Consider the following 12,197-nt stretch of genomic DNA (forward strand, 5'->3'; position numbering starts at 1 on the left):
ATTGAAAAAGCCGCCCATCGGGCGGCTTTTTTATTTTAATCCGCCAGCACGAGCAGGTCATGCGAGGCGAAATGCACCGTCACCTTGTCGCCGCGCTGCGGTGGAGGCTGGGTCGGGTCGTTGAATGTATCGAACGACAGGCGGTTCTTGCCAAGCGCCACACGCGTGCGGATGACGGAGCCGAGGAAGTGCACGTCCTCAATGGTTGCATCCAGTGAGGTATCGTGGCTCTTGCGAGCTTCGAGGCTGACAGCTTCGGGGCGTAAGGCGAGCGTCAGCGGCTTTCCCTTCGGATGATGGTCGAGCTTTTCCTGCACTGTGATGGTGCGGCCGTCGAGCTCTATGCTGTTTTTGCCGGGTTCGCTGACCGAGGCTTCCAGCATGTTGAGCGTGCCGACGAAGGATGCCACGAAGCGCGAGGCCGGGCGGTTATAGATGTCGAAGGGCGAGCCGATCTGGTCGGCGCGACCTTCATGCATGACCACGATGCGGTCGGAGATCGACAGCGCTTCCTCCTGATCGTGGGTGACGAAGACGGTCGTAATGCCAAGCTTCTGCTGGATGGCGCGGATTTCTTCGCGCAAGGATATGCGGATTTTCGCATCCAGCGCCGATAGCGGCTCGTCGAGCAGAAGAACCTGCGGCTTGGTTGCAAGCGCGCGGGCCAGTGCCACGCGCTGCTGCTGGCCGCCCGACATCTGATAGGGATAACGGTCCGCCAGATGATCGAGGCGGATAAGGCCGAGCATTTCCTTTACGGTGGCGTCGATTTCCGCCTTCGGCTTTCCGGCAACGCGCAGGCCGAATGACACGTTCTGCGCCACCGTCATATTGGGAAACAGCGCATAGGCCTGAAACACCATGCCGATATTGCGCTGGTTGGGCTTCAGGTCGACCACATCCTTGCCATTGATTTCGATGGCACCGCTGTCGGGCATCTCGAAACCGGCTATCATGCGGAGAACAGTTGTCTTTCCGCAGCCCGATGGACCGAGAAAGGAGACGAACTCGCCCTTTTCCACTGCGAGGTTGAAATCGTGGACGACGGTATTGGCGCCGAAGCTCTTTTTCAGGTTTTTGATATTGAGAAAAGCCATGAATGTTACCCGGCGGTTGTCTTGAATTTATTGAGGCGCGAGACGAGCTGCAGCATGATGATGCTGAGCCACGTTATGCCGAACGAAATGATTGCCAGCGCTGACGGTTCGTAGGCGCGGTTTGCACCGACCAACTGCAGATAAGGACCAAAGGCCGGACGGTTCAGAAGCGAGGCCAGCGTGAATTCGCCGATGACGATGGCGAATGTTATGAAGGCACCGCTCATCACGCCGGAAATCACGTTCGGGAAGATCACCTTGAACATGATACGGCCCCAGCCCGCGCCGAGGCTTTGTGCGGCTTCCGTCAGCGTATTGACGTCGATGGTGCGCATCGCCGTATCGACAGCGCGGTACATATAGGGCAGCGACAGCGTCATATAGCCGAACATCAAAAGCACGTCGGTTGCCCGCGTTGACGCCGTAAACGGCAGCCACGACGACGAATTATAGATGCGCAGATAACCGAACACGATGACGATGGCCGGAATAACCAGCGGCATCAGCGTGATGAACTCCATCACCGGACGCAACTGTGGCAGGCGCAGGCGCACCCAATAGGCGGTTGGTACAACCAGCAGCACACCGAAAACGATGGTCAGCAGGCCAAGCAGGATCGAATAGCCGAAGGTTGCCTGAAAATTCGGATCGGAGAACACGACCCGATAGGCATCGAAGGAATATTCGCCGCGCCGCATGCGCAGCGAGAATTCGAATGTGCCGATCAGGGGCACGAGGAAGTAGATCGCGCCAATCAGGAAGGCGATCCAGGCACCGATCTTCTGGAGGTTTATGCCTTTCTTTTTCATCGTTGCCACCTCTCGGCGCGAATGCGCAGCCAGATATAGATGAGGTTGGAAACACCCGTAATGACAATCATGCCAAGTGCCAGTGCGTAGCCGAGGTTCTGGTTATGCAGAACGTCGCCGCGGATCTGGGCATAGAGCAGGATAGGCACGATGTTGAGCGAGGAGCCCGTCAATGCGTAGGCCGTTGCAATCGCCCCGAAGGCATTGGCGAACAGCAGAAGCGTCGTGCCGAGCAGGCTTGGCCACAGGATCGGAAAAGCCACCATGCGCCAATATTGTGCATTGGTTGCGCCGAGGATCGAAGACGCCTCGCGCCATTCCTTCTTCAGGCCGTCGAGCGCGGGCGTCAGGATCAGCACCATCAGCGGTATCTGGAAGAACAGATAGGTCAGCGTCAGGCCGAAGAAGGAGAGCAGGTTGAAACCTGTCGAATAGAGATTGAAACCGAACCACTCCCTGAGCAGGATCGTCACAAAGCCGGTTCGTCCCAGTGTCGCCAGAAAGGCGAAAGCAAGCGGTACGCCCGCAAAGTTCGACGCCACACCGGAAAAGGTCAATACCGTCGGACGCAGCCATGATGGCAGGTTGCCGAGAACCACCGCCCAGGCCAGAAAGAAGCCGATGATCGCGCCGCCTATGGCCGATGCGAGGCTGACCTTGATCGATATCCAGTAGGCGCTCATGATTTGCGGCTGGAACAGATCGTGGATGTTCTGAAGCGTGAAGTTTCCGGCCGGGTCCTGAAATGCACCGATGATGAGATACATCGTCGGCCAGATCAGAAACAAAATGGCGAAGATGAAAAACGGTGTCACGCCAAGCCAGGACAACGGAAGCTGGCGCTTGCGCACTCCGCTGGGGGCTGATGTTTCGGCTATTGAACTCATGCGTTCTTTCTTTAGACCGGTTCCCGCCAGAACGGAACTGACAGAACCGTTCCGACTTTTTGTTTTTATTTTTGCGATCAGCAGGCTGCCATTCGCCCCTGCCGGAAATAACTAGAGCATTTCCTGTTTTGATAGAATCATTGAAAATGCTCTATCCATTTGTTTTTACGCGCATTTTTCCGAAAACCGCTTCGCACTTTTCGGGATGCGCTCTGACATTCTTGCGAACTGCGCATCCTGTTTGCCAAAGAGCGTGGCGCTGTTTGGAAAAGAGGACCGGCGACACAGATGAAAGCCGCTTTGGTATCGCGCCGACCGTGTAAGGCCGACGCGATATGTGTTCGATGCGACAGGCGCGCTTACTGTACGTTTGCGCCCACGACACTGTCCCATTCCTTGGTGATCGTGGTCTGTGCGGCCTCGATCTGTTCCAGGGTCGGGAAGATAGCCTTTTCATAGGCTTCTGCCGGCGGCAGTTTGTCGAGCAGTTCCTGCGGGATCTTGCCGGCCTTCGCCATTGCATTGAAGCGGATCGGGTGGCAGTAGCCCTTCAGATAGCCGAGCTGGCCTTCATCCGAATAGATATGTTCCATCCACAGCTTCGCAGCATTTGGATGCGGTGCGTAGGCGCTGATTGCCTGAACATAGACACCAGCGATAACGCCGGACTTCGGAATGATGGTTTCGACTTCCGGATTGCCCTTGAGCGTGTCGCGGTCGGCGAGCGCGTTGTAGTCCCAGCGGATGACGATCGGGGTCGAGCCCTGTGCCAGCGAGGCGGCCTTGCCGATGACCGGAACGAAATTGCCGTTGGCATTCAGTTCCTTGTAGAATTCAAGGCCCTTCTTGCCGGCAGCTTCACCCGGCTCTGCGCCGCGGGCGATACCGGCGGCATGAACGCCGAGGATGGCCTGTGCGGAAACGCGCGGGTCACCTGCAAGCGCAACGGAGTTGGCGTAGTCGCTCTTGAGGAGGTCTTCCCAGTCCTGAGGGGCGTCCTTGACGATGTCCTTGTTCACTTCGAATGCGAGAACACCGTAATAATCGCCGTACCAGTAGCCTTCGGCATCCTTGGCGCTGTCCGGAATTTCGTCCCAGGTTGCGACCTTGTAAGGCTGGATGAGGCCATCTTTCTTGGCCGAAGCGCCGAACGCAAAGCCGACGTCGATGACGTCAGGAGCTTGCGGCCCCTTGTTGTCCTTGTTGGCCTTGATGGCTTCGACTTCATCGCCCGAACCGGCGTCCGGGTTCAGTTCGTTGACCTTGAGGCCATACTTGTCCTTGAAGCTCTGGATGATTTCGCCATAGCCGCACCAGTCATGCGGGAGTGCGATGGTGGTCAGTTCGCCTTCTGCCTTGGCTGCTGCGATCAGTTCGGCTGACGGTTCGGCAGCGGCGATGGAAACCCCGGCAACGGCGATTGCCGTCGAAAGCGACAGCAGACGCGCTGTGTAAGCAAGCATTGTTTGACTCCCCTGTTTAAGGTCCGGCGAACGCCCCCGGTCGATTCCGGTGCTCGCGCATTCCCGATACCCGCCCTAGATGACGGTTGGATGACAGTTTGTGGCTTGTCACAAACTGTCAGCGCTGGAAAGTGAAACACGTTTTCAGGGACTTAGCAATTCATCCGTTTGCGGGAACAGCATTTTTATGACAGGAAATGTGACAGGAAATTCACCGCTGTCATAATTCTGCGAGAGGCTTTTCCCTACGCGACAAGGGTTTGTCCCAGCGCGGCATCGATGCCGGATATTGAGGATAAACGAAAATTTTCGAAAGACGAGTGAACCTTCACGGGTTTCGTATGAAGCTGGAGGATGGGGAGCTTAATGCCCCCCACCGCCACCGGCGACCTGCTTCGGTTTGCGCAGCATGATGGCGCAGACGGCAAGCGAGCAAAACATCATCGTGAGAATGAAGAACACGTCGATGAAGGACAGCAGGGTCGCCTGCTGGCGCACCATGCCGGAAAGTTTCGAAATGGCGATTGTCGCGCCATCCATACCAGCAGCGTTGTACTTCGCCGTCAGATTGGCGACCATCTTCTCAGCTTCGGCATTGCCCCAGCGAACATGCTCGGCCAAACGCTCGTAATGCATGTCGCCACGGCGGGTCAGGATCGTGTTGATGACGGCAAGACCGACAGCACCGCCCAGATTACGGGTCAGGTTGAACAGTCCGGATGCGTTTTTCAACAGAGAAGGCGGAAGCGTGCCGAGCGCGAGATTATTGATCGGCACCATGCAGAGCATCAGCGAACAGCCACGCAGGATTTGCGGCAGCAGCAGTTCATAGAAATCCCAATCGGCGGTGAGGCCAGTCACCATCCAGGTGCCTGCCGCAAAGCCGAGGAAACCGATCATCATCATGAGGCGCGGGTCCATCCTGTTGGACAGGAAACCGGCAACCGGCGCGGTGAAGAACATGGCAAGACCGCTGACGAAGAGCGCTTCGCCGATCATGAGGGCGTCATAACCGCGAACGCTGCTCAGATAGAGCGGATAGAGATAGGTAAGGCCGTAGAGGCCGACGCCCATCACGAAGGAGAACAGCGAGCCGAACGCGAAATTGACATTCTTGAAAGCGCGCAAGTCCACGATGGGCTGCTCCGCCGTAAACGCTCGGTAGAAAAAGACGATGCCGCCGACGGTCATGACGATGGAAAGGAAGAAGATCGCGTCATCCTGCAGCCAGTCGTTGCGCGGACCTTCTTCCAGAACATATTCCATCGAGCCGAGAAATGCGGCCATGCCGATGAGACCCCACCAGTCGAACTTACTGAGAAGCGAACTGTCGCCCTCGTCGAAGTCGATCAGGTTCCATGCGGCGATGGTGACGAGAATGCCGGGGCCGACATTGACCAGAAACAGCCAGTGCCAGGAGAAGGCGTGACTGAGATAGCCACCGACCGTCGGGCCGATTGTGGGCGCGAGCGTTGCGACCAGACCGATCATCGGCGAGACGATCGAGCGCTTGGATGGCGGGAAAATAGTGAAGGCAGCCGCGAACACACTGGGGATCATGCCACCGCCGATAAAACCCTGAATGGCGCGGTAGACGATCATCTGCTCGATGTTCGTCGCCGTTGCACAGAGCATGCTGGCGAGGGTGAAACCCGCAGCTGAAATCGTGAAGAGCACGCGCGTCGACAACAGGCGCCCAAGGAAGCCCGAGAGCGGAATCATGATGACTTCCGCGATCAGGTAGGACGTCTGAACCCATGAGATCTCGTCAGAACTGGCGCTTAGACCCGCCTGGATTTCGGCCAGCGATGCCGAGACGATCTGGATGTCCAGGATCGCCATGAACATGCCGAACACCATGGCCAGAAAGGCAACGGCCTTCTTCGGGTCGATGCGGTCATCTGCCGGGGTCATGGACCCTATTGTCGTATCTGCGGCCATGACGGCGCACTCCGGAATGGAAGAGAAAGGCGGCGCGAAACCCGTTTCGCCGCGCCGCCATCTGTTATTTCAAATCAACCCGCAGGTTCGGTCAGTTGGCCTTCTCGTCAGGCGCAGTGCGCGTATCGATATCGACCACGACACTCAGGCCCGCGCGGATCTTGCCGGATTCCAGCGCTTCCTTCGGGATCATGATGCGAACAGGAACGCGCTGCACGATCTTGGTGAAGTTGCCAGTCGCATTTTCCGGCGGCAACAGCGAGAATACTGCGCCCGAGGCCGGAGCGATGGACGCGACCTTGCCGTCGAACTTGGTGCCGTCGATTGCATCGACATAGATATGCGCGGTTTCGCCGGTCTTGATCTTTGCGAGCTGCGTTTCCTTGAAGTTCGCATCGATATAAAGCTCATTGACCGGAACAAGTGCGGCGATCTTCTGGCCGGGCGAAACAAGATCACCTTTCTTGCCTGCGAGATTGCCGATCACACCGTCAAACGGCGCGCGCAGCGTCGTGAAGGACAGATCGCGTGCGGCTTTGTCACGGGCAAGTTCCAGCGATTTCATCGTGCTTTCGGCTTCGCTATACTGGGCGTTGAGCACTTCGATATTGGCCTTGGCGGAAGCGATCTGCGCATCGCCACCGGCGACCTTGGCGCGGGCCTGGTCCAGCGAGGACTGGGCGGTGTCGAGTTCGGCCTGCGCGACAAAACGTGTTTCATGCAGCTTCTGTACGCGTGCAATCGTGTTCTGTGCATTGGTCAGAACTGCGGTTGCGGCCTGCTTGTCGGCATTTGCCTGCTGGAGCACGGCCTGTGCCGCATCGGTTTCCGCCTTGATGCGAATGAGGGTCTGCTTCTGGGTCGCCAGTTTGGCTTCTGCTTCATCGAGTGCGATCTTGTAGTCGCCCGCATCGAGCTGGAAGATCACGTCGCCAGCCTTGACCTGCTGGTTGGCAACCACCGGGATATTCTCGATGTAACCGGTAACCTTCGGTGCGATGGACGCGATGTCGCCCTGAACATAAGCGTCGTCGGTCGAAACCATGAAACGTCCGACCGTCCACCAGTCATAGGCGAACCAGAGGCCACCGGCGACCGCGACCGCCAGAATGCCGGGAAACAGGACACGCTTGCCGAAGCCCTTCTTCTTGCCGCCCTTGGCGGTTACGCCAGTTTCCGCGGGCGCGGCTTCCTGTGGGTTCGGTACGGTATGGGGCTGCGATCTCTCGTTCAAAGGCGCCTCATTCGTCGCCGGCTGGGTTGCCGAGGCGAAGTTCTTGGCGTTCGGGAACGGATGAATATCGGCCTTATCAACGGACTTCGGGGCGGACATAGGGGAAACTTTCTGCACATCCTTCGGATTGAACCGCTCGGTTCGATGTTGACATAAATCAATAAGATGCGCATATCAAGAGGATATCGAACCGCTTGGTTCGAAAAAAGTTAAGAGTCTTGTGAAATGAAACCCGATCGCAACGCCCAAGGAACAACCGATACGATGATGCATGACCGCAACCGGCATGATGAGAAAAGCGTCAGCCGACCCGGTGAGGGCAAATCGTCCGGTTCCGAAACGGAATGCGGTCGCACACGGCTCGGCGCCGGTCAGGATCCTGCTAAACGCCGCCAAATCCTTGAAGGCGCTCAGGATGTGTTCCTGCGTATGGGGTTCGATGCAGCCAGCATGAACGACATCACGCGCGAGGCTGGTGTCTCAAAGGGCACGATCTACGTCTACTTCAACAGCAAGGAAGACCTGTTTGTAGCTCTTTGCGAACATTATCGCGATACAATGTTTCGTGAACTGATCGAAAAACTCGACAAGGGTTTCAATTCACGTCAGGAGCTGACCGATTTCGGCATTGCATTGGTGACGCTGATAACCTCATCGACGGCAGTGCGGGCACAGCGCATCGTTCTGGGCGTCAGCGAGCGCAAGCCGGAGCTTGCAGCCCGTTTCTACGAGCGCGGGCCGAAGCGCAGCCTCGTTCTTATGGCCGATTATCTCAAGGAGATGATCGAGCGGGGGGAACTGGAGCCTTTCGATCCTGAAAAGATGGCCTATCAGCTTTCTGATCTGTTCTTGTCCGGCTTGTATAGGCCCCGTCTGTTTGGCGCATTGTCCGAGCCCCCATCGGCGGAAACGATTCGCAAGAATGTTGAACTCGCGATCGATTTTTTCTATCGCGCTTATGGTCGAAATCAGCGAAGTGTTCAGAAAGAGAACAGTTGATTTTTGTGAATCGGCTTAGCGAAGTTTATTTCGCTGTTTGACTTATAAATTTCCCAAGAGAGCCTTAATTTTTGCACCGTTCTTGTGTGTAATGGTTTGCAATCCATTAATTGCGGGTTGTCAGAGACCCCATTTTTTATGTCACTTATAAATGATTGAAAAGCTCTAGGGCTACGATTCGCTGATATTCCAAATACAGTAACGAGTACCCCTCGGGCTTGAGTACCAAGGATATTATAGAAATGACACTCGATCTCATTCATTTTCCGAATTTTAAAAAGACCTTCTTTGGAACGGCCTTCCAAAGCGACACACTGGCTCTCCTGACGCGAATTCGCGATGAGATCGGTTGCCGCCATATCATGCACACCTATCGCGGACGTATGGGCGATTGCGCGAAAACGAACTCCTCCGACCTCACGGTTGTGATGACTGTGCCGACTAATTGGGCTGCGCGCTATTCCACGAAGAACTATTTCGTCGTCGATCCAATCTTTCAGGAAGATGCGCCTTATTTTCAAAACGATGCCAGCGGTATTGTTCGCGACCTTCAGGCGGATGCCAGCGAATGTCCGGCTATTGCGGAAATGTTGCAGGACGCCGAGAAGCATGGCCTTGGCAATATTTTCATAGCGGTTTCTGCTCGCAGCCAGAAAGGTGCTGTCGGCTGCTCCCTGTTCAGCTTCGAGATCAGCCCCGATGAGGATCGCGAACAGTTCGTGGCCAAGCTGCGTCCGCGCCTGTTGAGCTTGTCCGGGATCATTCATTCAGCCCTGTGCGGCTGCAAGGATGTCGGGACGGTGGCCAGCCTACTGACGCCGCGTGAAGTCGATTGCCTGCGCTGGGCGGCGAATGGCAAGACAGATGGAGAGATTGCGGAAATCCTGAGCATCGCGCGCTGGACCGTCGTGACCTATCTCCAGAATGCGAAGATCAAGCTCAATTGCTCCAATCGTACTTCAGCGGTGGCGACGGCGCTGTCGCTCGGCATCATCGAAATGCCTGAAGTGAACCATCTGGTTTAATGCCAACTGCAACATGCAAATGACAACGACACCGGATGCTTCGGGCATCTGGTGATCGACTGTTTATTTTTCGGCAAACCGCTTCGCGGTTTGGCGGAAAATGCTTCAGGCCCGTTTTCTCAGCGGCAGGCGCGCGGCGTCAAATGCGTTGGCGAGCCTGGCCGTATTCTTCGCCGGGTCTTCGTCGGCATCCTCGAAGGCGATATGGTTCAGCTCCACACCAGCCGTCTTGTCGGTCAGCGTCAGGCGGAAATAGGCATAGACACCCTGATTGCGGAACTCCATGTCGAGCACGATGGCAGGTAGTGATTGCCAGTCACAATGATATTCGCCGCCATGGCCAAGTTCCAGCGTGCCGGGAAAGAAGTAAAGCTCGGTGGCAGAACTGACGATATCGGCGATATTGGCGAAAAGCTCGCAGCGTATGAAGGCAATGTAATCCGCCGGATCGACCAGGCGAAGATCGGTTGCGACCTCGCGCAGGTTCTGGGCAATGATCGCCTCGCGTTCGTTCGAGAATTGCAGGCTCTTCATAGTTTCACCACCGATCTGGGGGAACAGGCTGTCACTGTTCTGAAATATATAAATATCATGGCCATCTATCAATGTATCGCATGCCGCGTATTGATGACCCGGATAAGCTCGGCCACCGCCTTGTAGAATTCGGGTGCGATCATCTGGTCGACATTGACCTGTTTATAGAGCGCGCGGGCTAGCGGAACGTCCTCGAATATCGGGATGGAGTGCTGTGCTGCTATTTCTCTGATCTTCAATGCGATGAGATCCTGTCCCTTTGCAACGACAATCGGGGCCGCGTCCTGATCGGGCTTGTAACGCAGTGCTACGGAAAAATGAGTCGGATTTGCGACGATCAGCGTTGCCGTCGGAACAGTGTTGATCATGCGGCGGCGGGCGCGGTCGCGGCCAAGCGAACGCAGGCGCGATTTGACCAGCGGGTCACCTTCCGACTGCTTCAGCTCGTCCTTGACCTCCTGTCGCGTCATGCGCAGTTCCTGCCGCCAGTGAATGCGTGACCACGCAAGATCGAATGCCGCAATTGCGGTAATGGCCAGCACATTGGCGACGAGCAGACGCACCATGTTCTCGCGCAGAAATTCCGGCAAGGCTCTCGGGTCGGAAGCGACGGCATCGGTAAACAGGCTGTTGCCGTTGAAGAAAACGATAAAGACGATGACACTTGCGGCCAGAAACTTTGCCAGAGATTTGAGAAACTCGACCTGACCGGCGCGCCCGAAAATCCGCTGCCAGCCCTTGAGCGGGGATATGCGCGATGCCTGCGGGCGGATGCGTTCGCCAACGAAGCGCGGCGCATTCTGGAATGCGGAGGCTGCAATGCCGGCAAGCGGGATGATGATGAACACAGGCACAAGGGCTGCGCCGACAGCCAGGGCCAGCACACCGAACAGACGGCTTGCATCTTCCGCGCTGTTGAGGAGCCAGTCTTCGGGACGGTCGATCAGCTCGCGCAGGAAGACAGCCAGCTTCGTGGTGGCAGGTCCCGCGACAAAGACTGCGATAATCAGAAAGGAAGCGATACCGGCGAGGATCGGCGTTTCGCGGGAGAAGGGCATGTTGCCCTTTTCCAAGGCGTCGCGGATCTTCTGCTCGGTGGCTTCTTCTGTTTTGCTTTCCTTGTCAGCATCATCTGCCATGGGTCACACGAAATCAGGACGAAGCTTCGCTTGCGTCGAGGGTGATGATACCGCGCTCGGAAAGATCGATGGCGATACGGGCTATCGTGCGGCGCGCCTCGGCAATGTTTTGCGCGGTTATGTTGCCCTGCTCGGCGCCAAGCTCGGTTTCCACCATGCGGCGGCCACGGGTCGAGAGCGACGAGAGAACAAGTTCCTGAAGTCTTGCATCGGCTCCGCGCAACGCGGTGGCGATCTGTTCCGTCTGCACTTCATCGAAGAGCAGCAGGCGCGCGCGTTGCGACAGGCGCTCGATGTCTTCAAAGGTGAAGAGCTTGGCCTTGATGCGGTTGAGATCGTCGCGGTTGAGATCTTCAAGGCTCGCCATGAGTTCTTCCATCTCGCTTCTGTCGAGCTGGTTGAAGATGTTGGCGATCTGGCCGTGATGAGCCTTGACCGGTCCGGAATCGCTGCGGCCAAGAAGATCGCGCCGCAGCACGTCTTCGAGAAGTTCCGCAGCCGCTGGCGCCACATTGCCGATATGGAGCGAGCGCTGCACGACGGCATTGCGCAGTTGCGGCGGCAGGACGACGAACAGCCGGGCCGCAAGATCGGAAGGCAGCTTCGACACGATATAGGCGATGATCTGCGGATGCTGGTCCGTCAGATAGGCCTGCAGGCTTTCCACCGGCAGGCGTCCAAGCTGCACCCAGACCGATTCCTGAACGAGCTGTGGCTGGACGCGGTCTTCCAGAACTGCATCGACTTCTTCCTGCGGCAGAGCCTCCCGCAACAGGCCTTCAAAGCGTTGGGCGGCTTCTGAAACCGGCGCGCCTTCGGCAAAGGAATCCTCGAACTGCTTGACGAGCTGTTCGAAATCAAGCGGCGAAATCGGTTCCAGCGTGCGGGCATGACCGGCAAGCTTGCGCAGGTCCTCGGCATTGAAATGCTTCAGGAGACGTGCGGCGGCAGGCCGTCCGATTGCAACGAGGATCGCCGCCGCCTTTTGCGGGCCGGTCAGCGTATCGACGAGGCCGGTAGCGGTACCTTCAATATCTTCCGCGAGGGCTTGCTGTTCATGGTCGGCCAT

The 12,197-nt window shown here is 56.9% G+C and carries 11 protein-coding genes; 2 read left to right on the forward strand and 9 right to left on the reverse strand.

The window, feature by feature from the left end; genetic code table 11:
- Positions 1–35 precede the first annotated feature (35 nt).
- The 6 genes from HWX93_RS15760 to HWX93_RS15785 all read right to left on the reverse strand — a co-directional run bounded on the left by HWX93_RS15760 (position 36) and on the right by HWX93_RS15785 (position 7,530).
- A complete protein-coding gene (locus HWX93_RS15760; RefSeq protein WP_176037915.1) occupies positions 36–1,097 on the reverse strand; it encodes an ABC transporter ATP-binding protein in 1,062 nt (353 codons plus the stop codon).
- Between the two features lie 5 nt (positions 1,098–1,102).
- Positions 1,103–1,906 carry an ABC transporter permease gene (locus HWX93_RS15765; RefSeq protein ID WP_109988845.1) on the reverse strand — a complete coding sequence of 268 codons (804 nt, stop codon included), beginning with the start codon at positions 1,904–1,906 and terminating at the stop codon, positions 1,103–1,105.
- Positions 1,903–2,793 carry an ABC transporter permease gene (locus HWX93_RS15770; protein ID WP_176037916.1) on the reverse strand — a complete coding sequence of 297 codons (891 nt, stop codon included), beginning with the start codon at positions 2,791–2,793 and terminating at the stop codon, positions 1,903–1,905. The genes HWX93_RS15765 and HWX93_RS15770 overlap by 4 nt, the downstream gene beginning before the upstream one ends.
- Positions 2,794–3,152: 359 nt before the next feature.
- Positions 3,153–4,256, reverse strand: coding sequence for an ABC transporter substrate-binding protein (locus tag HWX93_RS15775; RefSeq protein WP_061347638.1), 1,104 nt, complete (start codon positions 4,254–4,256; stop codon positions 3,153–3,155).
- A 363-nt stretch (positions 4,257–4,619) separates the two neighbouring features.
- Positions 4,620–6,197, reverse strand: a complete 1,578-nt coding sequence (locus HWX93_RS15780; RefSeq protein WP_176037917.1) for a DHA2 family efflux MFS transporter permease subunit — start codon at positions 6,195–6,197, stop codon at positions 4,620–4,622.
- 91 nt (positions 6,198–6,288) lie between these two features.
- Positions 6,289–7,530, reverse strand: a complete 1,242-nt coding sequence (locus HWX93_RS15785) for an HlyD family secretion protein (RefSeq protein ID WP_109988842.1) — start codon at positions 7,528–7,530, stop codon at positions 6,289–6,291.
- 126 nt (positions 7,531–7,656) lie between these two features.
- Between HWX93_RS15785 and HWX93_RS15790 the strand changes: the two genes are divergently transcribed.
- On the forward strand, positions 7,657–8,430 hold the full coding sequence (locus HWX93_RS15790) for a TetR/AcrR family transcriptional regulator (RefSeq protein ID WP_109988841.1): 774 nt from the start codon (positions 7,657–7,659) through the stop codon (positions 8,428–8,430).
- 242 nt (positions 8,431–8,672) lie between these two features.
- Positions 8,673–9,455, forward strand: a complete 783-nt coding sequence (locus HWX93_RS15795) for a helix-turn-helix transcriptional regulator (protein ID WP_109988840.1) — start codon at positions 8,673–8,675, stop codon at positions 9,453–9,455.
- 105 nt (positions 9,456–9,560) lie between these two features.
- Here HWX93_RS15795 and HWX93_RS15800 read toward each other — a convergent pair whose 3' ends face one another.
- The 3 genes from HWX93_RS15800 to HWX93_RS15810 form a co-directional block, all read right to left on the reverse strand.
- A complete protein-coding gene (locus HWX93_RS15800) occupies positions 9,561–9,989 on the reverse strand; it encodes a hypothetical protein (protein ID WP_109988886.1) in 429 nt (142 codons plus the stop codon).
- Between the two features lie 68 nt (positions 9,990–10,057).
- On the reverse strand, positions 10,058–11,128 hold the full coding sequence (gene flhB, locus HWX93_RS15805) for a flagellar biosynthesis protein FlhB (RefSeq protein WP_109988839.1): 1,071 nt from the start codon (positions 11,126–11,128) through the stop codon (positions 10,058–10,060).
- A 13-nt stretch (positions 11,129–11,141) separates the two neighbouring features.
- Positions 11,142–12,197: a flagellar motor switch protein FliG gene (locus HWX93_RS15810; protein ID WP_176037918.1), complete on the reverse strand. Its 1,056-nt coding sequence runs from the start codon at positions 12,195–12,197 to the stop codon at positions 11,142–11,144.

Source organism: Brucella tritici (assembly GCF_902825325.1).
In the GTDB taxonomy this organism is placed as follows: domain Bacteria; phylum Pseudomonadota; class Alphaproteobacteria; order Rhizobiales; family Rhizobiaceae; genus Brucella.